The organism is Bradyrhizobium sp. BRP20, assembly GCF_020194215.1.
GTDB lineage: Bacteria > Pseudomonadota > Alphaproteobacteria > Rhizobiales > Xanthobacteraceae > Bradyrhizobium > Bradyrhizobium yuanmingense.
This window is the reverse complement of the sequence record NZ_JADYVY010000022.1, coordinates 43,413-64,852: the sequence shown is the minus strand read 5'-3', so window position 1 is coordinate 64,852 and position 21,440 is coordinate 43,413. Positions and strand designations below refer to the sequence as shown.

The 21,440-nt window shown below is 64.3% G+C and carries 19 protein-coding genes; 11 read left to right on the top strand and 8 right to left on the bottom strand.

Annotated features, from left to right (window positions below; translation table 11 throughout):
* Window positions 1-119 precede the first annotated feature (119 nt).
* The 3 genes from I6F33_RS33410 to I6F33_RS33400 are packed head-to-tail and all read left to right on the top strand — an operon-like array spanning window position 120 to window position 3,651.
* Window positions 120-1,103: a zinc-dependent alcohol dehydrogenase family protein gene (locus I6F33_RS33410; RefSeq protein WP_225145359.1), complete on the top strand. Its 984-nt coding sequence runs from the start codon at window positions 120-122 to the stop codon at window positions 1,101-1,103.
* A gap of 23 nt (window positions 1,104-1,126) precedes the next feature.
* Window positions 1,127-2,665, top strand: coding sequence for a bifunctional aminoglycoside phosphotransferase/ATP-binding protein (locus I6F33_RS33405; protein ID WP_225145376.1), 1,539 nt, complete (start codon window positions 1,127-1,129; stop codon window positions 2,663-2,665).
* A complete protein-coding gene (locus I6F33_RS33400; RefSeq protein ID WP_225133155.1) occupies window positions 2,665-3,651 on the top strand; it encodes a CHAD domain-containing protein in 987 nt (328 codons plus the stop codon). The genes I6F33_RS33405 and I6F33_RS33400 overlap by 1 nt, the downstream gene beginning before the upstream one ends.
* Here I6F33_RS33400 and I6F33_RS33395 read toward each other — a convergent pair.
* Complete coding sequence (locus I6F33_RS33395) at window positions 3,648-5,474, bottom strand: alpha/beta hydrolase (RefSeq protein WP_225145358.1); 1,827 nt, start codon at window positions 5,472-5,474, stop codon at window positions 3,648-3,650. The two genes, I6F33_RS33400 and I6F33_RS33395, sit on opposite strands and share 4 nt — an antisense overlap.
* Before the next feature lie 205 nt (window positions 5,475-5,679).
* Between I6F33_RS33395 and I6F33_RS33390 the strand changes: the two genes are divergently transcribed.
* A complete protein-coding gene (locus tag I6F33_RS33390) occupies window positions 5,680-6,408 on the top strand; it encodes a CBS domain-containing protein (protein WP_225133157.1) in 729 nt (242 codons plus the stop codon).
* A 12-nt stretch (window positions 6,409-6,420) separates the two neighbouring features.
* Here I6F33_RS33390 and I6F33_RS33385 read toward each other — a convergent pair whose 3' ends face one another.
* The 3 genes from I6F33_RS33385 to I6F33_RS33375 form a co-directional block, all read right to left on the bottom strand.
* Complete coding sequence (locus tag I6F33_RS33385; RefSeq protein ID WP_192893131.1) at window positions 6,421-6,885, bottom strand: RidA family protein; 465 nt, start codon at window positions 6,883-6,885, stop codon at window positions 6,421-6,423.
* Between the two features lie 15 nt (window positions 6,886-6,900).
* Window positions 6,901-8,592, bottom strand: coding sequence for a benzoate-CoA ligase family protein (locus tag I6F33_RS33380; RefSeq protein ID WP_225145357.1), 1,692 nt, complete (start codon window positions 8,590-8,592; stop codon window positions 6,901-6,903).
* A gap of 144 nt (window positions 8,593-8,736) precedes the next feature.
* A complete protein-coding gene (locus I6F33_RS33375) occupies window positions 8,737-9,228 on the bottom strand; it encodes a MarR family winged helix-turn-helix transcriptional regulator (protein WP_036007554.1) in 492 nt (163 codons plus the stop codon).
* A gap of 278 nt (window positions 9,229-9,506) precedes the next feature.
* Here I6F33_RS33375 and I6F33_RS33370 point away from each other — a divergent pair, with 278 nt between their 5' ends.
* Both I6F33_RS33370 and I6F33_RS33365 read left to right on the top strand, forming a co-directional pair.
* Window positions 9,507-10,682, top strand: a complete 1,176-nt coding sequence (locus tag I6F33_RS33370; RefSeq protein ID WP_225145356.1) for an ABC transporter substrate-binding protein — start codon at window positions 9,507-9,509, stop codon at window positions 10,680-10,682.
* Between the two features lie 106 nt (window positions 10,683-10,788).
* Entirely contained in the window at window positions 10,789-11,244 is a 456-nt protein-coding gene (locus I6F33_RS33365) for a cupin domain-containing protein (protein ID WP_225145355.1), read from the top strand.
* A 9-nt stretch (window positions 11,245-11,253) separates the two neighbouring features.
* On the opposite strand, the gene I6F33_RS33360 is transcribed toward I6F33_RS33365, so the two are convergent.
* From I6F33_RS33360 to I6F33_RS33350, 3 genes are all read right to left on the bottom strand, one after another.
* Window positions 11,254-12,504 carry a flavin-dependent oxidoreductase gene (locus tag I6F33_RS33360; RefSeq protein WP_225145354.1) on the bottom strand — a complete coding sequence of 417 codons (1,251 nt, stop codon included), beginning with the start codon at window positions 12,502-12,504 and terminating at the stop codon, window positions 11,254-11,256.
* Window positions 12,505-12,809: 305 nt separating this feature from the next.
* Complete coding sequence (locus tag I6F33_RS33355; protein ID WP_036028952.1) at window positions 12,810-13,646, bottom strand: enoyl-CoA hydratase family protein; 837 nt, start codon at window positions 13,644-13,646, stop codon at window positions 12,810-12,812.
* Between the two features lie 41 nt (window positions 13,647-13,687).
* The gene (locus I6F33_RS33350; RefSeq protein WP_225145353.1) at window positions 13,688-14,449 is read right to left on the bottom strand and encodes an SDR family NAD(P)-dependent oxidoreductase; all 762 of its coding nucleotides are present in this window, start codon (window positions 14,447-14,449) and stop codon (window positions 13,688-13,690) included.
* A gap of 211 nt (window positions 14,450-14,660) precedes the next feature.
* On the opposite strand from I6F33_RS33350, the gene I6F33_RS33345 reads away from it, so the two are divergent.
* Genes I6F33_RS33345 through I6F33_RS33325 form a run of 5 tightly spaced genes read left to right on the top strand, consistent with a single transcriptional unit; the run spans window position 14,661 to window position 20,394 of the window.
* Window positions 14,661-15,458 carry an alpha/beta fold hydrolase gene (locus I6F33_RS33345; protein ID WP_225145352.1) on the top strand — a complete coding sequence of 266 codons (798 nt, stop codon included), beginning with the start codon at window positions 14,661-14,663 and terminating at the stop codon, window positions 15,456-15,458.
* A 12-nt stretch (window positions 15,459-15,470) separates the two neighbouring features.
* Entirely contained in the window at window positions 15,471-16,760 is a 1,290-nt protein-coding gene (locus I6F33_RS33340) for an acyl-CoA dehydrogenase family protein (protein ID WP_225145351.1), read from the top strand.
* 2 nt (window positions 16,761-16,762) lie between these two features.
* On the top strand, window positions 16,763-18,298 hold the full coding sequence (locus I6F33_RS33335) for a long-chain fatty acid--CoA ligase (RefSeq protein ID WP_225145350.1): 1,536 nt from the start codon (window positions 16,763-16,765) through the stop codon (window positions 18,296-18,298).
* Window positions 18,295-19,383, top strand: coding sequence for an NAD/NADP-dependent octopine/nopaline dehydrogenase family protein (locus tag I6F33_RS33330; protein ID WP_225145349.1), 1,089 nt, complete (start codon window positions 18,295-18,297; stop codon window positions 19,381-19,383). Before I6F33_RS33335 ends, I6F33_RS33330 begins: the two co-directional genes overlap by 4 nt.
* Window positions 19,384-19,386: 3 nt before the next feature.
* A complete protein-coding gene (locus I6F33_RS33325) occupies window positions 19,387-20,394 on the top strand; it encodes a 3-hydroxybutyryl-CoA dehydrogenase (RefSeq protein ID WP_036007580.1) in 1,008 nt (335 codons plus the stop codon).
* Here the strand turns inward: I6F33_RS33325 and I6F33_RS33320 are convergent.
* Entirely contained in the window at window positions 20,376-21,422 is a 1,047-nt protein-coding gene (locus I6F33_RS33320) for a peptidase M29 (protein WP_225145348.1), read from the bottom strand. The genes I6F33_RS33325 and I6F33_RS33320 overlap by 19 nt on opposite strands.
* Window positions 21,423-21,440 lie beyond the last annotated feature (18 nt).

Sequence of the window (21,440 nt, the reverse complement as noted above, 5' to 3'; positions counted from 1 at the left end):
TCAAGACCGGGGGGAACTCCGTCCGATCACCGGGGAACAGGCGTTGACTGACGTCAAGGACTGGCCACTCGGCCGTTCTATGGATACTTCAGTCGGAGCGGTTCGCCCCGGAGACAGACATGCGTGCGATGGTGTTGCCGGCCCCACGAGCGCGGCTCCGGATGGAGGAGCGGCCCGACCCGATGCCGGGCGAGGGTCAGATCCGGGTGAAGATCAGCGCCTGCGGTGTATGCCGGACCGATCTTCATCTCGTCGATGCCGAGCTGCCCGGCATCCGCTATCCGATCGTGCCTGGCCACGAGATCGTCGGCCGGGTCGACCTCATCGGCGCGAATGTGACGACACATGCGCCTGGTGACCGGGTCGGCATTCCCTGGCTCGGCTTCACCTGCGGAAAATGCCGCTTCTGCCGCGAGGGTATGGAAAACCTCTGTGATGCACCGCTGTTCACCGGCTACACGCGCGACGGCGGCTACGCGACCCACACCATCGCCGACGCACGTTACGCTTTTCCGCTCGGCGAGTCCGGCAGCGACGTGGAGATTGCGCCCCTGCTGTGCGCGGGGTTGATCGGCTGGCGCTCGCTGGTCCTGGCCGGCCCCGCCGAGAGGCTCGGTCTCTATGGCTTCGGCGCGGCCGGCCACATCATTGCGCAAGTCGCGGCTTGGCAGGGACGCTCCGTCCATGCATTCACGCGGGCCGGCGATGCCGCTGCACAAGATCTTGCCCGCCGTCTCGGCGCTGTCTGGGCGGGGTCATCGGACCAGGTGCCCGACGAGCCGCTCGACGCCGCGATCATCTACGCGCCAACCGGCGAGCTGGTCCCGGCGGCGTTGCGCGCCGTGCGCAAAGGTGGTCGCGTCGTCTGCGCCGGCATCCACATGAGCGACATTCCAAGCTTTCCGTATGATCTGCTGTGGCAGGAACGGCAGCTGGTCTCGGTCGCCAACCTGACCCGGCAGGATGGCCTCGATTTTCTCAAGGTCGCGCCGCAAGCCGGCGTGCGGACCGAGACGACGGCGTTTCCGCTCGATCAGGCCAATGAGGTGCTGACCATGCTGCGGAATGGCCAGATCCTCGGCGCGGCCGTGCTGACGCCCTGATGGTGCTTGCCATGTCCGCTTCGATGAAGGATGACACGGCGGCTCAGGAGCGCATCTTTCGGATGCTGACCGACCATCCCGGCGTGATGCGCATCGACACGCATGCCGCCTCGGTGTTCCTGGACGCACAGCGTGCGCTGAAGATCAAGCGCGCCGTCCGGTTTCCCTTCCTCGACTATTCGACGCTCGAAAAGCGCAAGGCGGCCTGCGAGGAGGAGATCCGGATCAACCGGCCCCTGGCGCCGCAGATCTATCATGGCGTTGTGGCGATCACGGAAGAGCCGGATGGATCGGTGAAGGTCGAGGGCGCCGGCCGGCCGATCGAGTATGCGGTCGACATGTCGCGCTTCGACGAAAGCAGGACGTTGGATCATCTGGCCGAGGCGGGACCGCTGGACGCGAAGCTTGCCTCGGCCGCCGCTGACGCAATCGCCGCTTCGCATGCGGCGGCGACGCGCGCCGACGGAAAGGCATGGGTCTCCTCCATTCCGGCCCTGATCGACGGCAACACGAATGGTCTGCGGGCCGGTGGCCACTTCAGCGCAGACGCGATCGAGCGACTCGGGAAGGCTTCGGATGCGGCCTATCTGCGTATTCGTCCCCTGCTCGCAGAGCGCGGCCGCCGGGGCTTCGTGCGCCGCTGCCATGGCGATCTGCATCTGGCAAACATCGTCATGATCGATGATCGCCCCGTGCTGTTCGACGCGATCGAGTTCGACGTGCAGATGGCGACGATCGACGTGCTCTACGATCTCGCATTCACGCTGATGGACCTGTTGCAGCACCACCAGCCGAGCGCGGCAAACATGGTGCTGAACCGCTATCTCGCCGCGACTCCGGCCGACAATCTCGATGCGCTCTCGACCCTGCCGCTGTTCCTGTCCATCCGGGCGGCGATCCGCGCCCAGGTGGCGCTGGCGCGACTGAAGCCGCCGCACTCCGACGATCCCGGCATCGTCGACCAGGCACGGCGTTATTTCGACCTCGCCGGGACGCTGATCCGTCCTCCTGCTCCGCGTCTGATTGCGGTCGGCGGACTGTCCGGCACCGGAAAGACCGCCCTGGCGCACGCGCTCGCGCCGGTCGTGGCACCGGAGCCGGGCGCCGTCGTGCTGCGCAGCGATCTCGTCCGCAAGCAGATGTTCGGGGTCGAGGACACCCACCGCCTGCCGCCTTCAGCCTATACGCCGGAGGTCACGGCCCGCGCCTATGACACGCTGGTGCAGCAGGCCCGCCGGGTGCTGGCGCAGGGCCATTCGGCGATCGTCGACGGCGTATTCGCGCGCGAGGACGAACGCGATGCGATCGCGGCGCTGGCGCGCGAGTGCAATGTGACGTTGAACGGGCTGTTCCTGGTCGCAGACCTTGCAACCCGGCAAGCGCGCATCGGCAACCGCCGGGGAGACGCATCGGACGCCACGCCGGAGGTTGCCGCGCTGCAGGAGCACTATAATATCGGCCATGTCGGCTGGGCGACGATCGATGCATCCGGGACACAAGAGCAGACGCTTCAGAACTGCCGGAACGTCATCGCTGAGGGGCAAACAAGGCAATCAGACTGATGCGGGCAAGGAAGTCGCGACCCACCACGCGCTCGACGGCAAATACGCATGCCAAGCCGGCAACGCGGCGCAATGTCCTGCCCGCCCGCCTCAGCCCCGGCATGGCCTGCGACACGGCCTTCCGCATCATCGCCCGCCGACACCTCGGCGCGGTGATCGCTCAGCACGACGGCACCTGCCGCGGCGATCCGGATGCGCTGCACCAGATCCGGATCGCACTGACGCATCTGCGGACTGCCATCCGCTTCTTCTCGCCGATGGTCGACGATAACGTGCGACCGGAAGTCTGGGCCGAACTGAAATGGTTGAACAGTCAGCTCGGCATGGTGCGGGACCTCGACGTGGCCATCGAGCGGATCGTCGCAGAGAGTAGCGACGAGCTCGCCGTGGTCGCCGAGCTTCAGCGCTGGGACGAGAAACGCGCGGAGAGCCATCGGCTGCTGGCGCGTGCGCTGCAATCGGCGCGGTATCGCCGCCTGGTCGAGCAAACCTCGACGTGGATCGAAAGCGGCCCCTGGTCGACCCGCCGCAGCAAGGAAGCGATCCGGTTGCGCCGCTGCACCCTCGCCGACCATGCGACGGAGCGGCTGACCGAGTGGGAGACGACGCTGCTCAAGAAGGCCCGTAAGCTGAAGAAGCTCGATGTCGAGAGACGTCACAAGCTGCGGCTCCTCAACAAGCGGATGACCTACTCGGTCGAATCGCTTGCGGATCTGTTCGCCGATGGGGTGGCGACGAAACAGAAGTCCATCCTCAAGCAATTGCGCAAGGCACAACGCTCGCTCGGTCAATTGAACGACGATGCGCGCGGACAGGCACTGGCGGCCTCGTTGAATGGCGCCGGAATCGATGCCAGCCGTCGCTTCCTCAACCGCAAACGCGAGAAGAAGTTGTTGCGGAAGGCGTCAACGGCCTATCGCAAATTGGACAAGGCCAAACCGTTCCGCTCTTCGGATCTCGCGCCGAGATCGGAGCCGGAGGCCTAGGTGTGGACGTAGTCCCCCGGCGCATCCGGCAGGCCGAGGGCGTCGCCAAGTCCGATCTGCGGCGGATCGCAGGGGGCGCCGGAACGTGCCGCCAGCCAATTGGTCCATTCCGGCCACCATGAGCCCTCGACGCGCGGCGCCAGCTTCAGCCATTCGTCGGCACCGACATAAGGCGCATCGGCAGCCTTGGTCAGCACCTGATAGAAGTGGCCCTCCTCCTGCGGAGGCGCCACGACACCGGCATTGTGACCGCCGCTGGTCAACAGGAACGTCACGTCGGCATCGACCTGATAATGGATCTTGTAGACGGATCGCCAGGGCGCCACGTGATCGGCGAGCGTGCCGACCACGAACATCGGGGTATGAATGTCGGACAGCGAGACGCTCCGGCATTCGACCCGATAGCGACCTTCCGCCAGATCGTCGTTCAGGAACAGCTTGCGCAGATACTCCGAGTGCATGCGATAGGGTAGCCGCGTGGCGTCGGCATTCCAGGCCATCAGGTCGCTCGGTGGCGAGCCGTCGCCCATCAGATAATCACGCGAGAGCCGCGACCAGATCAGCTCGTTGGAGCGCAGGAGCTGGAACGCGCCCGCCATCTGTGTCGTGTCGAGATAGCCGCGCTGCCACATCATGTCTTCGAGAAAGGCAACCTGGCTCTCGTTGATGAACAGCGTTAATTCGCCGGCCTCGGTGAAATCGGTTTGCGCCGCGAGAAGCGTGACGGTGCCGAGACGGCTATCGCCGTCCCGCGCCATGGCCGCCGCGGCTATCGACAGCAACGTCCCGCCAAGGCAATAGCCGAGCGCATGGATCTTCCGGCCCGGCACGATCTGCCCGATCATGTCCAGCGCGGCCATCACGCCCAGCTTGCGGTAGTCGTCGAAGGCAACATCCCGATCGTTCGCATCCGGATTGCGCCAGGAGATCGCGAAGACGGTGAAGCCCTGAGCGGTCAGGTATTTGACCAGGGAATTCTGCGGCGACAGATCGAGGATGTAGTACTTCATGATCCAGGCCGGCACGATCAGAATCGGCTCCGGCCGCACCTGCGCAGTCGTCGGATGGTACTGGATCAGCTCGATCAGGCTGTTGCGGTAGACGACCTTGCCGGGCGAAGCCGCCACCGTCTTGCCAACGACGAACTGATCCTCGCCGGCCAGCTTCGAGCCGGAGAGCAGGCGCATCAGGTCGCTGCACCAGTTCTGCCAGCCGAACACGAAGTTCTCCCCGCCGCTTTGGAACGCTTTTTCCAGCACCTGCGGATTGGTGGCGGCGAAGTTCGAGGGCGCCAGCATGTCGAGCATCTGGCGCATCGAGAACTCGACGATGCCCTCATTTGCGTGCGACACGCCGCGTATGCCGGTCGTGGCATCGTGCCACCAGCGCTCGGTGAGCAGAAACGCCTGCGCAAGCAGATTGAACGGCGCGGCTTCCCATTGCCGGTCCTTGAAGCGGCGATCCCGCGCCTGCGGCCGAATGACGGACCATGGTTCTTTGGATGTCGCGTGAGCGGCAGCTTCCAGGAAGCGGCCTGAGTCGCGGAAGATATTGCGGAAGAGCTCCATCTGGTGCTGAGGCGCCGCCGCAAGATGCGCGCCCCAATCGAGCCAGGCGAGCGACAAGGCCACAGGCGAGATTCCGCCCGTGAACCGCGCCAGCATGGCATGAAACGCGCGATCGAGTGGATACGAATCCGTTGTTTGCGGGCAAGTGCAGTCAGCCGGCGTGCCTGCGACCCTTTCGTGAATCCCGGCAGCCGGCCTGGTAGCGGGAGCTTGCAGCGGCGCTTCGGCCCGTGGAAATATTTTTACGACGCTCATGGCTCATTGTTCCTGCGGGCTTCTGTTCTACGCCTGCGGCAGGATATGGCGACGCTTCCGGTGCGCGTTGAGCTGCATCAAATCGCGGCACGGATCAAAATCGGTCAATCAAGGCAAGCTTTGTCCGCTTGACCTGAGTCAAACCGCACCCCGATGGACTCACTAGGCTTTGTCCGTTGAAATTGACATGCCAGCGGAGTTGTCCATGCGCGCCCACCAGATCATGACCCGGTCGGTCATCTCGGTTACCCCCGACACCAGCATCGTCGAGGCGGCTAATATCATGCTGAAGCGACATGTGAGCGGCCTCACGGTGGTCGACGCTACCGGCAAGCTGGTGGGCGTGGTGTCGGAAGGAGATTTCATCCGCCGCAGCGAGATCGGCACCGGGCGCAAGCGCGGGCGCTGGCTGCGGTTCATCCTCGGTCCGGGCAAATCCGCCAGCGACTTCGTCCATGAGCACGGCCGCAAGATCTCGGAAGTGATGACCGACTCGCCCGTGACCATCACCGAGGATACGGCGCTTGCGGAGATCGTCGACCTCATGGAGCGAAACAATGTCAAGCGGCTGCCGGTGGTGCGCGGCGACAAGGTCGTCGGAATCGTGTCCCGCGCCAACCTGTTACAGGCCGTGGCCGGGCTCGCCCGCGAAGTGCCGGATCCGACCGCGGACGACGACCACATTCGCAGCCGCATCATCGACACCATGGAGAATAACGACTGGTGCCCGTTCGGGCTGAACGTCATCGTGCGCGACGGTATCGTTCATCTCAGCGGCGTCATCACCGAAGAGCGGGCACGGCAGGCCGCGATCGTCGCCGCGGAGAACGTCGAGGGCGTGAAGAAGGTGCACGATCATCTCTGCTGGGTCGACACCATATCCGGCGTCTATCTCAACTCGCCCGAAGACGACGAGCTCGCCAAAGCGAGCTGATTGCCGCGGAGTTCAGCTCGGAATGACGGCGGTGGCTTCGATCTCGACGCGCGCCGCCTTCTCGACGAGGCGGACGACCTGAACCAAGGCCATCGCTGGATAGTGCGTTCCGAAGACGTCGCGGTAGATCCTGCCGAGCTCCTTCAGATTGGCCAGATACTCGTCCATGTCGACGACGTACCAGGTCAGGCGCACGAGGTGCTCGGGCCGGGCACCGGCCTCGGCCAGGATCGCTGCGATGTTGTCCAGGGTCTGGCGCACCTGCGCAACGAAGCCATCGGCGAGGCGCTCCTCGGCGTCCCAGCCGATCACCCCGCCGGTGACGACGATGCGTCCTTCGGCAGCCATGCCGTTGGCATAGCCCTTCGGCAGCGGCCAGCCTGACGGCTGCAGGATCTGCGCCTTGGTGCGCGTTCCATCCTCGGCTGCGGTCGGCAAGACCGCGAGTTGCGGGCTTTTCGGCGTCGTCACAGACAATTCTCTATCCTTCTCTCATTCCGCGGCGACGCCTGAGGACGTCACTGCAGCCTGCGCCAGCTGCCGCAGGGCAAAGCGCTTCAGCTTGCCGGTCTCGGTCTTCGGCAATTGCGCGACGAACTCGATGGCGCGCGGATATTTATACGGCGCGATCTCGCGTTTGACGTGCTCCTGCAACTCGGCCACGAGCTGAGCGTCAGGGGTCACGCCGGGCGCGGCAATGACATAGGCCTTGACGATCATGCCGCGCGCCTCGTCGGGCGCACCGACCACACCGCATTCGGCGACCGCCGGATGCGTAAGCAGCGCCGCTTCGACGTCAGTTCCTGCGATGTTGTAGCCGGCCGACACGATCATGTCGTCGGAGCGCGACTGGTACCAGAAATAGCCGTCGCGATCCATCAAATAGGTGTCGCCGGTGATGTTCCAGCCGTTCTGGACGTATTTCCGCTGCCGCTCGTCGGCCAGATAGCGGCAGCCGGTCGGCCCGCGCACGGCGAGAAAGCCCATCGTTCCGGGCGGCACGTCGCGGCCCTCGTCATCGACGATCTTGGCTTCATAGCCCGGCACGGGCTTGCCGGTGGCGCCGGGGCGGATCTCGTCCTCGGTCGCGCTGATGAAGATGTGCAGCATCTCGGTCGAGCCGATGCCGTCCATCAGCTTGATCCCGGTCGCCTTGAGCCAGGCATCGAATGTCGGCTTGGGAAGGGTCTCGCCCGCGGAGACGCATTTGCGGAGCGAAGAAATGTCGCGGCCTGCGAGCTTGCCAAGCATGGCGCGGTATGCGGTCGGCGCCGTGAAGCAGACCGTGGTCTTGTACTGCTCGATCGCATTCAGAATGTCGTCCGGCGTCGTCTTCTCCAGCACGACGAAGGAGGCGCCGATATGCATCGGAAACAGCACGCCGCCGAAGCCGAAGGTGAAGGCGAGCGGCGCCGAGCCGATAAAGCGATCGTTTTGCTCGGCGCGCAGAATGTTGCGCGCATAGCCGTCACAGACCGCGAGCATGTCGCGGTGGAAATGCATGGTGCCCTTGGGATCGCCGGTCGTGCCCGAGGTGAAGGCGATCAGGCAGATGTCGTCGGCGGCGGTATCGACCGCCTCGAACTCCGGACTGGCATCGGCGATCAGCGCTTCGAGCGAATCCGCCGCGCCATTGCCCCAATAGACGGCCCGCTCGAGGCCCGGTGCCGCAGCCTTCGCCTTCTCCATCTCCTCGGCGAGCTTTCCATCGCATAGCGCCAGCGTGATCTCCGCCTTCTGGATCGGATAGGACAGCTCCTTGGCGCGCAGCAGCGGCATCGTCGCCACGCAGATTCCACCGGCCTTGATCACCGCGAGATAGGTCGCAACCATCATCGGATTGTTGGCCGAGCGCAGCAGCACACGCCCGCCGCTGACGAGACCGAGCTTGCCAACCAGCACATTGGCGATGCGGTTCACCAGCGCCTGCAGCTCGCGATAGGTGTAGCTGACGGCCGGGCTGATGACGCAAGGGGCATCGCCATGGCCCTGCTCGACCCAGCGATCGAGGAAATCGCTGACGCAGTTCAGTCGCGGCGGATAGTTCAGCTCCGGCCGCGTGAAGATGAATTCGGGCCAGAGCTCGCGCGGCGGCAGATGTTGCCGTGCGAACGTATCGACATGGGCCGTCGCGGCGCTGCCGTCAGACGAGCCCGTCCCTTGAATCTTGGCGGCGTTGGCCATCGCACGCTCCTTTCAGCATGGATTGCACCCGGCAGCACGATCTGGAAAACATTTTAGGCTTAAAACAATTCGGCGCAATAGGGGATTTTGGGCATCCCGTGCTTTTTCATGCGGCAAAGGGTGTCGGGCTGTCGCGCCCGTAGGCTACGGCCGGCGGCGGGCGGCCGATTTCTGCGCGGACGCCTTGGTCTTGGCGAGGAGGCGCATCAATTCGCGCACGTCCTTCGGGGAGAGATCGGCGAACAGATCGGCGATCCAGGTCTCGTGCTCGGCGGCCATCCTGCGGAACTCGGCACGCCCAAGCTTTGTCAGCCGGATCACCTGGACGCGGCGATCGGTGTCCGAGGTCCGCCGGTCGAGATGGCCTGATTCCACCAGGCGCTCCACGAGCCCGGTCACATTGCCGTTCGAGACCATCATGCGCTTGGAGACATCTGACAGGGTCATGCCGTCAGGCGCCTTGTCGAGCTGTGCCATCAGGTCGAAACGCGGCAACGTGACGTCGAACCGCTGCCGCAGCCGGCCGCGCACCTCGCCCTCGATCAGCGTCGTGCAGGTCAGGAGCCGCAGCCACAGCCGAAGCTCTTCGGCGTGGTCCTCCGGTGTTTCGACAACCTTGGTCTCGGAATCGAGCATGTCGATGCAGTCACTCACGGCCGGCCATGGCGCGGGCACGGATTCCCCAACGTTTTGAGCTTCAAATAAATCCGAGCCGGCCGCAAGTCCAAAGCTGCAACAATCGACCGCACGCCAATTTCTTTAGGCTTCAAATAATTGGCGCGCAGCTTGCATGCATCGCTGCCCGCAGGATGCGACGCCCCGCGCTCGGCTTGCCGCGGCCGCCGTCATCGGCATAAGCTTTGGATTGGAGTACGTGGCTTGCAGCGCAAGCCAATCGTCACGAGGGACAGATCATGAAGACGAAAATGACCTTGGCCGCAGCTGCGATGCTACTCGGCACCGTGGTGACCCCTGCCCTCGCCCAGGAAAAAATCAAGCTGGGTGTGATCGTGACCCTGTCGGGGCCCGCCGCAGCGCTGGGCCAGCAGGTTCGCGACGGCTTCGCCCTCGCCGTGAAGGATCTCGGCAGCAAGATGGGTGGCCGCGATGTCGAGGTCGTCGTCGTCGACGATGAGCTGAAGCCGGATGCTGCGGTGACCAAGGTGAAGGGCCTTCTGGAACGTGAGAAGGTCGACTTCGTGGTCGGGCCGATCTTCTCCAACATCCTGCAGGCCATCCACCGGCCCATCACGGAGTCGAAAACCTTCCTGATCAGCCCCAATGCCGGTCCGTCGACCTTCGCCGGCAAGGATTGCAACCCGTTCTTCTATGTGACCTCGTATCAGAACGATCAGGTGCACGAGATCCTCGGCAAGGTCGCGCAGGACCGCGGCTACAAGCGGATGTACCTGATGGTGCCGAACTATCAGGCTGGCAAGGATTCGGTGGCGGGCTTCAAGCTGGACTACAAGGGCGAGATCGTCGAAGAGTCCTACATGCCGCTGAACACGTTGGATTTCCAGCCAGAGCTCTCCAAGATTTCCTCGCAGAAGCCCGATGCACTGTTCACATTCATGCCGGGCGGCCTCGGCGTCAATCTCGTCAAGCAGTACCGGCAGGCCGGGCTCGCCGATACTATTCCGGTGCTCTCGGCCTTCACGGTCGATGAATCGACCCTGCCGGCACAGCAGGATGCGGCGGTGGGCATGTTCGGTGGCGCGAACTGGGCGCCCAATCTCGACAATCCCCAGAACAAGAAGTTCGTTGCCGCCTATGAGGCCGCCTACAACAGCGTTCCCGGCACCTACGCCTTCCAGGCCTATGATGCCGCGATGCTGATCGACAGCGCAGTCAAGGCCGTGAAGGGCAATCTCTCCAACAAGGAGGCCGTTGGCGCCGCGTTGAAGAAGGCCGACTTCACCTCGCTGCGCGGGGCCTTCAAGTTCAACAACAACAATTATCCGATCCAGGATTTCTACCTGACCAAGGTCGCCAAGCGTCCGGACGGCAAGTTCCAGACCGAGATCGTGCAGAAGGTCTTCGAAAATTACGGCGACCGCTATGCCAAGGACTGCAAGGCGTCGAACTGAGCATGATCCGGACCCGAAGGGCCGCACTAGCGCAAAGTGCGCAGCGGTTTTCCGATGAAGATCATGCTCTGACAATAGCCGCGCAGCGCGCTACGGGAGGACTGCAATGAAGAGCGAAATCACCGGCATCACGCGGGCCAATGAAGGAATCCAGGGCATTTCCTGGAACATCCTCGGCCAGATCTACGTGCCGAAGAGCTACGCGGAGAACAGCTTCTCCTGGCACGCGACGCTACCGCCGGGCACCTTCGTGCCGCCGCACATTCACCCCGACCAGGATGAGTATCTCTATATGCTGGAGGGCAAGCTCGATTTCATGCTGGGCAATTCGGAGGCGCAGGCCAGTGCAGGCGACCTGATCCGCCTCGGCATGGGCGTGCCGCACGGCATCTTCAACAAGTCGGAGCAGACCGCCAAGGTGCTGTTCTGGGTCTCGCCGAGCCGCAAGCTGTTCGACCTGTTCTGGGGTCTCCACAACATGAAGGAGCAGAAGCCCGAGGACGTCGTGGCGATGGCCGCCGAGTTCAACATCCACTTCCTGCCGCCGCCGCCCGGCGGCTAGCGGAGCGCTTCAGGCGCGCACCGCCGCGAGTCCGGGCACCGCGGCGAAACCTGCCTTGGTGGCATAGCCGCGCACGATGGCCTCGCGCTGGGAATAGCTTAGGACGTTGTCGACATTGTCGAAGCCGTCGGGCGCGAGCTGCTCGACGGCGTCGATAACGCCCTCCGGCCCGCCGCGCCGGTTGGAGCGGACGATTTCGGCCGTCATCGGCAGACGCTTCTTCTCGTATTCGAGCAAGGCCTGACGCGGGTGTTCGGCGCGCACCAGCACATCCGCAAGACAGCGCGCGTCGAGAATAGCCTGCGAGGCGCCGTTCGACCCCACCGGATACATCGGATGCGCGGCATCGCCGAGCAGCGTGACCCTGCCCGATGACCAATAGGGCAAGGGATCGCGATCGCAGGTCGGATATTCGTAGAATTCGGGCGTTGCCGAGATCAGGCTCTTCACGTCGATATAGGGCACCGAGAAGCGCGCCACGTGCGGCATCAGCTCCTCGCGGCGGCCCGGCCGCGACCAGTCTTCCTTCCGCGGCGGCGGCGCGTTGCCCTCGCCCACTTTTACCAGCACCGCCCAATTGGTCAGGCGGCTCGCCGGGCTCGATCCTTCCGCGATGGGATAGATCACCACCTTGGCATTGAGACCGCCGGCCACGATCATCGATTTTCCGGTGAGGAACAGCGGCCAGTCGCGGGCACCGCGCCACAGCATGAGGCCATTCCAGCACGGCGGCCCTTCGTTCGGAAACAGCGTCTCGCGGACGCGCGAGTGAATGCCGTCGGCGCCGATCAGGATATCGCCGCGCGCGGTGTGGACATGGGCGCCGGCGCGATCGAAGAAGTAAGCGGTGACGCCGCCCTCGTCCTGCGAGAAGGCGCCGAGCCGGCAGCCGGTGTGAATCGCCTCACGGCCCAACCGCTCCTCTACGGCACGGTGGATGACGCCCTGAAGGCGGCCGCGATGGATCGAGAATTGCGGCACGTCGTGGCCGGCGTCGATGCCGCGAGCTTCGCGCCAGACCTCCTGGCCATGGCGGCTGAGATAATAGAGCTGATCGGTGCGGATCGCGACCTCGTCGAGCTTCTGCAGCAGGCCAAGCCCGGCTAACTCCCGCATCGCGTGCGGTAGCGTGTTGATGCCGACGCCGAGCTCGCGAATTGTGTCGGCCTGCTCGAAGATCTCGCAATCCAGGCCGCGCGAGCGGAACATCAAAGCCGTCGTGAGACCACCGATACCGCCACCGACGATAATCGCCTTCATCGCCCTAACTCCACTCGAACCGCAGGCAATGGGTTAAGGTCGCACGGGCGGTCACTCCGCCGCAAGCGGCTTTGTCGCCTCCGCCTTGAGCTCCGCCCTGGTCTTGGGCTTAGCCTTAATTCTCAGCTCCTCAAGATCCTGCCGGTCGCGCACGCTGTTGCGGAACCCGAATACATGCGCATCGGCGACATCATCGCGCGATTGGCGAGCTTCATCTCACGCAGGCGGCAATGAAATTATTTTAAACCTAAAATAATCCCCCGCAAGTCCCCTCGCTGGATTGGCTGCAGATAATTACGACCGGCTCAGTCGCCCCTGAAGACCGGTTTGACCTTGCTGGCGAAAGCCTCGAAGGCGCGCTCGAAATCCGCCGTTGTCATGCACAGGGCTTGAGCCACGGCCTCCGCCTCGATCGCCTCCTCCACCGACATCGCCCATTCCATGGCCAGCATCCGCTTGGTCATGGTGTTGGCGAAGGTCGGGCCTTCCGCGACCTGCTTGGCCAGAACCTGCGCCTGGGGCAGCACCTGCTCTGGCGTGACGATGCGGCTGAAGAAGCCCCAGCGCTCGCCCTCTTCCGCCGTCATGAACCGGCCGGTGTAGAGCAGCTCGGAGGCGCGGGACTGCCCGATGATCCGCGGCAGGATGGCGCAAGCGCCCATGTCGCAGCCGGCCAACCCCACCTTGTTGAACAGGAACGCCACCTTGGCCCCGCTCGCCGCAAGGCGCATATCAGACGCCATCGCGATGATCGCTCCGGCCCCGGCACAGATACCTTCGACCGCGGCTACGATCGGCTGCGGACAGGCCCGCATCGCCTTGACGAGGTCGCCGGTCATGCGCGTGAAGGCGGTCAGACCCTTGGTGTCCATCTTCACCAGCGGGCCGATGATCTCGAACACGTCGCCGCCGGACGAGAAATTGCCGCCGGCACCCGTCACGACGATGGACTTGACCGCGTCGTCGAAGGCGCAGGCGCGGAAGAAGTCGGTCAGTTCCCGATAGCTCTCGAACGTCAGCGGATTCTTTCGTTCGGGACGGTTGAGCGTGACCGTCGCAACGCCGTCGACCGCGGCGAGCAGGAAATGCTGCGGTGAGTAATCCGCAAGCGGCACGGTAACGGGATTGGCTGGTCTGCTCATGGGATCTCCTTGGCTTTCTTTTTCCGCGCCTGCCAGGCAGGCTAGACTTCGCCACCGGCCACTGCGATCGCCTGTCCGGTGATCGAGCTCGCGCCCTCCCCGCACAGCCAGAGAACCGCGTCTGCGACCTCCTGAGGCGTAACCAGGCGCCCTTGCGGATTGTGCTTCGCGAGCTCGGCAATTGCCTGCTCGCGGGTCCGGCCCGTCTTCTTCACGATGTTGTCGATGCTCCCGGCGACGAGGTCGGTGTCGGTGAAGCCGGGACACACCGCGTTCACGGTGACGTTGCTTCCGGCCATCTCGAGAGCAAGGGAACGCACGAGGCCGATGACGGCGTGCTTGGCCGCTGCATATGCGCTGACATAGGCGTAGCCCTTGAGGCCTGCGGTGGACGCTACCGCGACGATGCGGCCGTAGGGACGATCCTTCATGCCCGGCAGCACGGCCTGGACGGCATGCACGACGCCCATGAAATTGACATCCATCATCCGGCTGAAGAGCGCGCTGTCCGATTTCGCGAACGGCGCCGATTCAGCGCTGCCCGAGTTGGCAATCAGGATGTCGATCGGCTTGCGCGCACTTGCCCCGGCGATCGCGGCTTTCAGAGACGCTTCGTTCGAGACATCAGCGACAGCCGCAAAGTGCGCGGCGCCTGCATTGACCGCCTCGTCGAGAACCGCCGCGTTCCGGCCAAGCACGGTCACGGTCGCACCGGCGCCGACGAGAGCGGACGCGATCGCGCGGCCGATGCCGCGCCCGCCTCCGGTGACCAGCGCGTGCGGCGAATGCGGCAATCCGGACATGCGCTGGCTCCCTCGGATATCGTGACCAGTGTTCGATATATTTTAACCTTCAAGTTTTTGCAACGAAAGCGGCGCTTGGTCGGGGAATGATGCAGCATGAGCGACGGCCCGAAAATTGCTTTAAGTATAAAATTATCGCTTTCCATCTCCGAAAGGCCTGTTAGCATCGAGGGGCCCAGCAGAAGGATGTCGCGTGTCGCAGCCTGTGCCAATGATAACAAAGGACGGACGCTTCGCCTATGAAGCCGCGGGCGATCCGGACGCGATACCGCTGATCTTCCTGCACGGCATCGGCGGCGCGGCGCGGGCGTGGCGGCGGCAGCTTGCGACATTTGGCGACCGCTTCCGCGCGATCGCATGGGACATGCCCGGTTATGGAGGATCGGCGCCGCTTGCGAGCGTCAGTATCGCTGCCCTGGCGGAGGCGCTCCAGCAGTTCATCGAGCAACTCGGCGTCAGCAGACCTGTTCTGGTCGGCCATTCCATCGGCGGCATGATCGTTCAGAAGTGGCTGGTTCAATCCCCCAAGCTGGCACGCGCAGTCGTGCTGGCGCAGACCAGCCCTGCGTTCGGAAAGGCGGACGGCGACTGGCAGAAATCATTCATCGCAGCGCGACTGGGACCGCTTGATCGCGGGGAGACGATGAAGTCGCTGGCCCCCTCCCTGGTGAAGGAGCTCGTCGGCGACGATCCCGATCCGAACGGGATGGAGGTTGCCCGCGAATGCATGGGGATCGTGCCCGAAGCGAGCTATCGCGCCATGATGCTGGCTCTCATCGGCTTCGATCAACGCAGCACGCTCGGAAATATCTCCGTTCCCACGCTGTTGCTGTCCGGCTCAAAGGACAACAACGCGCCCGCGCCGATGATGGCAAAGACGGCGACCTATATCCCGGGGGCCGAATATGTCGAGCTGCCTGGCGTCGGCCATCTCGCCAATCTCGAACGCCCCGAGGCCTTCGACGAAGCTCTCGGCCGGTTCCTGAACTCTCTCGCGACCAAAGCCTAAGGTAACTGCGCGATGACCATGCAAGTCAGCAAGACGATTGGCGCGACCAACAAGGTCGCGCTGGATGCGCCGATCTTCGATCCTGTCGCATTCAGCCTGAGCGACGAGCAGGCCGGCATCATCACCCGCGCGAGAGAGATCGGCCAGACCGTCTTTGCCGGTCGCGCCGCCACTTACGATCGCGAGGCGACCTTCCCGACCGAAAATTACTGCGATTTGCATCGCGTCGGCCTGCTCGGCATTGCCGTGCCAAAGAAGCACGGCGGCCTCGGCGCGAATTACCAGACCTATGCCCTGGCGGCGGCCGAGATCGGCCGCTATTGCGGCGCCACCGCGCTGACCTGGAACATGCATGTCTGCTCGACCCTGTGGTCGGGTCCGCTCGCCGACGATCTGGACATGGACGCGGACACCCGTGCCGAGCACGAGCGGCGGCGCGCGGTGCACTACAAGCGCATCGTCGAGGACGGGGCGATCTATTCGCAACCCTTCTCCGAAGGTGGAGCTGCCGCTGCGGGCGGCGTTGCTTTTGGCACCGAAGCAAGGCCGGTCGCGGGTGGCTGGATCGTCAACGGCAAGAAGATCTTTGCATCGCTCTCGGGCCACGCCGACTATTACGGCGTGCTTTGCACCGAGATGGAGCAAGGCGAGAAGGCGTCGCGCCGCAACACGCTTTACCTGGCGATATCAGCCAAATCAGAAGGCGTCTCGGTCGTCGGTGAATGGGATCCGCTGGGCATGCGCGGCACGGTTTCGCGGACGCTGCTGTTCAAGGATGTGTTCGTTCCGGAAGATTCGGCGCTGATGCCGCGCGGCGTGTATTTCCAGGCAGCTCAGCGCTGGCCGCACATGTTCCTGACGCTGTCGCCGACCTATATGGGCCTGGCGCAAGCCGCCTACGACTTCACCGTGCGTTACTTGCGCGGCGAGGTCCCGGGCATGCCGTCGGTCAAGCGGCGGATGTACCCGACCAAGCAGATCGCGGTGGCGCAGATGCAGATCAGGCTGGAGCAGATCAAGGCAATCTGGTTCCAGGCCGTGACCGAGGCGCGCGCCAATCCGGGCAAGGAGCAGGTGCTGCGCGCCTACGCCGCGCAATATTCGGTGATGGAGGGCGCCAATGAGCTCGCCACGCTCGCGATCCGCACCTGCGGCGGTCAGGCCATGCTTCGCTCGCTGCCGCTGGAGCGGATCTATCGGGACAGCCGCTGCGGCTCGCTGATGCTGCCCTGGACCGCTGAGCTCTGCCTCGACCGGATCGGGCGCGAAGCGCTGTACGAGGCCGGTGAAACGGACGACTGACCGTGGACCTCTGTAGCCTGATCGACCGCAACGCGGCGTTCGCGCCAGACAAGACGGCCATTGCCTTCGAAGGGACGGGGCTGAGTTATGCGGCATTCGCCGCACGCATCGAGCAAACGGCCACGGCCTTGAAACAGGCGCTTGGCGTCGGCCGCGGCGATCGCGTCGCGATTCTAAGCCTGAACCGGCCGGATTATCTGGTTCTGCTTTACGCCTGTGCGCGCCTCGGCGCGATGCTGGTGCCGCTGAACTGGCGACTGGCCGTCGCCGAGCAGCTGTTCATTCTCAGTGATGCCGGCGCCAAGGTCCTGGTGCTCGAGCAGGCGTTTTCCGGGGTGCTTGCCGAGCTGGGGCAGACCGCGGCAGGGACATCCGTCGTCGGCCTCGACTTCACGCCGCCTCGCGGCACGGTATTCGAAGATTTGCTGGTCCGCGGTGACGGCACGAGCCGAAATCCACACACCGACCTCTCCAGCCCGCTGCTCATCGTCTACACGTCAGGCACGACGGGACGGCCCAAGGGCGCGGTGCTACGCCAGGAGGCGCTGTTCTGGAACGGCGTCATGAGCCAGCACATGCACAACATGACATCCGACGACCACGTGCTGACCGTGCTGCCGTTCTTTCACGTCGGTGGCCTCAACATCCAGACGACGCCGGCGTTGCAGCTGGGCGCGACCGTCACGGTCCATGCGCGCTTCACGCCGGACGCCGCGCTTGCGGCCATTGAAGGGGAACGGCCGACACTCACGGTGATGGTTCCTGCGATCCTTCAGGCGGTGAGTGAGCATCCCGCCTGGGCGACCGCTGATCTTTCCTCACTCAAGGCCGTCGCCACCGGCTCGACCATCGTACCGCCGCACCTGATCGAGCGCTTCGTCGCGCGCGACGTCCCGGTGCTTCAGGTCTATGGCTCGACCGAAACCTGCCCGATCGCCGTCTACACGCGGCTTGGCGGCGATCTTTCGCGCGCGGGATCGACCGGCCTTGCCGGCCTGTGCTGCGAGGCAAAAGTGATCGACCAGGCCGGCGAAGAACTGCCCGCGGGCACGCCGGGCGAAATCGCGGTGCGCGGTCCCAACGTGTTCTTTGAATATTGGGGAAACGACGCCGCAACGCGCGAGGCGCTGCAGGATGGCTGGTATCGCACCGGTGATATCGGCCTGTGCGATGCCGACGGCTATTTCTGGGTCCGCGACCGAAAGAAGAACATGATCATTTCAGGCGGAGAAAACGTCTACCCGGCCGAGGTCGAGCGCGTCCTGCTCGAACACCCCGACGTCAGCGAATGCGCCGTGATCGGCCGGCCGGACCCGCGCTGGGACGAGGTGCCGGTCGCCTATGTCATTGCGAGATCCGGCTGCCGGCTCGAGGCGGACGAATTGAGGGCGCATCTTCAGGCGCAACTCGCGCGCTACAAAATTCCGCGCGAGATCGTCTTCGTCAACGACCTGCCGCGGACGGCCCTGGGCAAGGTCCAGCATTTCCTGCTGAAGCAGCTTGATGCGCAGTCACGGGCGCAAGGAGAAGCATCTTGAAGATCGCAGTTCTGGGTGGGGGAAACGGCTCTTTCGCGGCCGCGGGCGATTTTGCGCTGTCGGGGCACGAGGTGCGGCTCTGGCGCCGCGATGCCGATCAGGTCGCAGCGCATCGCGCCGCCGGCTCGCGCATCCTGGTCAAGGATCACAACGGCCGTCATGACGTGAAGCTGGCGCTGGTCACGACCGACATCGCGGACGCCGTCGATGGCACGGAGTTGATCCTGTGCCCGGCTCCGGCCTTCGCTCAAGCAGATATCGCTCGCCTGCTCGCGCCGCATTTGCGGGACGGTCAGGTCGTGTTCCTGCCGCCAGCGACGTTCGGCTCGATGATCTTCGCCCAGGCGGCCCGAGATGCCGGCAACAATGCCAAGGCCAGCTTTGCCGAAACGGGCACACTCCCGTGGCTGACCCGCAAGCACGGACCCTTCGAGGTCGCGATCACCATTCGCGCCAAGCGGCTCCCCGTCGGCGTGTTCCCGCTTGACCAAGCGCCTCACGCGCTCGCTGTGATCGGACGCGCTTTCCCAGACGCGATCGAGGCGTGCGGAGACGCGCTGTCGGGCGCCCTGATGAACGCAGGTCCGATCATTCACCCGCCGTTGATCGTGATGAACGCAGGGCCGATCGAACATTTCGAGCGCTGGGACATTCACAAGGAAGGTACGCAAGCCGCGATCCGCCGGGTCACTGACGCGCTCGACGCAGAACGCATCGCGGTGCGCGAGGCACTCGGCTACGGCGCGCCACATTTCCCGCTGGCTCACCATTACGCGAAGGAAGGCGAGATCTGGATGTATGGCCGCGGCTCGCACGACCGGTTGACCGATTCCGGTGATTGGCGCGAGCGGATCGTGCTGACAGAGCACCGTTACATGCGCGAGGATCTGCGGCTTGGGCTGTCGCTGCTGGTGTCCGTCGCGGGCCTCGCTGGCGTGGACACACCGCTGGCCGAAGCGTTTCTGTCAATCGGCGGCGCGGTCTGCGGCGAAGATTTTGCGCGAAGTGGCCGAACGCTCCAGACGCTGGGACTCGGCGAGCTCAGCAAGGCTGAATTGCAGACGCTGCTCCGCAATGGATTCTGATCAATGACCAGTCGCATCAATATCGCCTGTCTCGGCGCTGGCCGCATGGGCCGGGGCATTGCCGTTGCCTTCGCGTATGCAGGGCACAGGGTCACGATGATCGATATCAAGGCGCGTTCCGCGGAGGACTTCACCAAGCTGGAAACGGACGCGCTTGGCGAAGTCAGGAAGACCTTCGCCAGCCTGTCAAAACTGGGGCTGCTGACCGACGCGGATGTCGATCCGCTGATCGCGCGGGTCTCGGTGGTGCCGGCGAGCCGGAGCGGCGCAGCGTTGGCCGAAGCCGGAATGATCTTCGAAGGCGTTCCTGAGGTGGTCGAGCTCAAGCGCGAGGTGCTGGGGGCGGCGGCAAAGCAGGTCGGCCCTGAAACGATCATCGCGTCGACGACCTCGACCATCCTCGTCGACGATCTCTCGGGCGCGATCGTGAACCCGCGCCGCTTTCTAAACGTGCACTGGCTCAACCCGGCCTATCTCATCCCGCTGGTCGAGGTTTCGCCCGGCAAGGCGACAGACCCGGCCGTCATCGACGAGGTCAAGACGCTGCTCGAAGGCATCGGGAAGGTGCCGGTGGTCTGCGCCGCCACACCGGGTTTCATCGTCCCGCGCATCCAGGCGCTGGCAATGAACGAGGCCGCGCGCATGGTCGAGGAAGGCGTCGCCAGCGCCGAAGAGATCGACAAGGCGATCCGTTACGGCTTCGGCTTCCGCTATGCCGTGCTCGGGCTGCTCGAATTCATCGATTGGGGCGGCGGCGATATCCTATACTACGCCAGCCGTTACCTCGAAGGCGCGCTTGGTAGCGACCGCTATCGCGCGCCGGAGGTCATTTCCCGCAACATGCATGAAGGCCGGATCGGCCTGCGCACGGGCGCCGGCTTCCTGGATTACTCCGGGATGGACGTCGATGCTTATCGCGTGAAGCGGTTGCAGGCCATGGTCGACCTGCTCCGGCACTTCGACCTCGCCCGGCCGCCCGTGCTCGATCGCGGCTACCCGAAGACGTCCTGAAGCACGCCTTCGCGGACGACCGCAACGCCGTCGAGCTCGATCGTCGTTCCCATCATCGGCAGGTCGAAATGTCCGGCCGTGTAGCGCCCTGCAAATTCATTCGCACCGGTCGAGAACAGGAAATTGCCGGGAACGGCCCGAATCTCTGTGCCGTTGGTGTCGCTCTGGTCATACATGGATAGTGCCTCATAGCGCGCACCGGGATTCATGCCGAAGCCGACATGCGACACGGCATAGGCTTCGCGATCGCCCCAGGCGGCCAGATAAGCGCGCATCATCGCGGCATCCGTGCCCTCGCCTTCGAGTTCCACGACATAGTCGTCCTTCAGAGTCATCTTCACCGGCGAGGTCAGGTAGCGCTTGAAGGTCAGGTTGATGTCGCCGGGCGCCATCACCAGGGTGCCGTTGATGGTCCCGCTCTTGGGAAAGCTGACGACGATGCCGCCGGGCCAATGCGCGAGCGTGCCGGGCTTGTCGGTCCAGCCCCACACACCGACCGTCGACGCGCCGACCATATCGACATCGAGCGCCGTGCCGGCCTTCGAGGAGACACGCATGCGCTTCGTTCCGCGCAGCATTTTGGCCGCCGCACGAACACGCTTTTCGAGCGCGGAATCCGGCACCATGCGCTCCAGCGCTTCGGGATGCTCGTTAGAGATCACCAGGATCCGCGCGCCGGCTTTGAGAATCTCCGGCGTCTCCACCGCATGCATCAGTCCTTCGATGGTGCAATCCACGACGAAGCCGGCCTGCTGAAGCGCCGTGATCACTGGACCAAGCTTTTGGATCGCCTCGCTCGCCCCGGTGGAGCGGACCGGAACGATATGCCGGTTACGCGGCGTCGGAATCACCACATGAAACGGCCGCGCGCCCATCCGCAGCAGGGCCAGCTCCGCGAGATGGACGTTCAACGCGCGTGACTGGGTCTCCGACAGGATCGCCGCGGTATCGCCGGCCTTGACGGCGCATCGCTCAAAGATCTCGCAAAACGCATCGATCCATTTTGCCTCGATACGATCAGCCAGCATGGTTCTCTCCCGGTCTTC

Coding starts and splice junctions, on each gene's coding strand:
- I6F33_RS33410 (WP_225145359.1), top strand. CDS start 120: ATGCGTGCGATGGTGTTGCCGGCCCCACGAGCGCGGCTCCGGATGGAG.
- I6F33_RS33405 (WP_225145376.1), top strand. CDS start 1,127: ATGAAGGATGACACGGCGGCTCAGGAGCGCATCTTTCGGATGCTGACC.
- I6F33_RS33400 (WP_225133155.1), top strand. CDS start 2,665: ATGCGGGCAAGGAAGTCGCGACCCACCACGCGCTCGACGGCAAATACG.
- I6F33_RS33395 (WP_225145358.1), bottom strand. CDS start 5,474: ATGAGCGTCGTAAAAATATTTCCACGGGCCGAAGCGCCGCTGCAAGCT.
- I6F33_RS33390 (WP_225133157.1), top strand. CDS start 5,680: ATGCGCGCCCACCAGATCATGACCCGGTCGGTCATCTCGGTTACCCCC.
- I6F33_RS33380 (WP_225145357.1), bottom strand. CDS start 8,592: ATGGCCAACGCCGCCAAGATTCAAGGGACGGGCTCGTCTGACGGCAGC.
- I6F33_RS33375 (WP_036007554.1), bottom strand. CDS start 9,228: ATGCTCGATTCCGAGACCAAGGTTGTCGAAACACCGGAGGACCACGCC.
- I6F33_RS33370 (WP_225145356.1), top strand. CDS start 9,507: ATGAAGACGAAAATGACCTTGGCCGCAGCTGCGATGCTACTCGGCACC.
- I6F33_RS33365 (WP_225145355.1), top strand. CDS start 10,789: ATGAAGAGCGAAATCACCGGCATCACGCGGGCCAATGAAGGAATCCAG.
- I6F33_RS33360 (WP_225145354.1), bottom strand. CDS start 12,504: ATGAAGGCGATTATCGTCGGTGGCGGTATCGGTGGTCTCACGACGGCT.
- I6F33_RS33355 (WP_036028952.1), bottom strand. CDS start 13,646: ATGAGCAGACCAGCCAATCCCGTTACCGTGCCGCTTGCGGATTACTCA.
- I6F33_RS33350 (WP_225145353.1), bottom strand. CDS start 14,449: ATGTCCGGATTGCCGCATTCGCCGCACGCGCTGGTCACCGGAGGCGGG.
- I6F33_RS33345 (WP_225145352.1), top strand. CDS start 14,661: ATGATAACAAAGGACGGACGCTTCGCCTATGAAGCCGCGGGCGATCCG.
- I6F33_RS33340 (WP_225145351.1), top strand. CDS start 15,471: ATGACCATGCAAGTCAGCAAGACGATTGGCGCGACCAACAAGGTCGCG.
- I6F33_RS33325 (WP_036007580.1), top strand. CDS start 19,387: ATGACCAGTCGCATCAATATCGCCTGTCTCGGCGCTGGCCGCATGGGC.
- I6F33_RS33320 (WP_225145348.1), bottom strand. CDS start 21,422: ATGCTGGCTGATCGTATCGAGGCAAAATGGATCGATGCGTTTTGCGAG.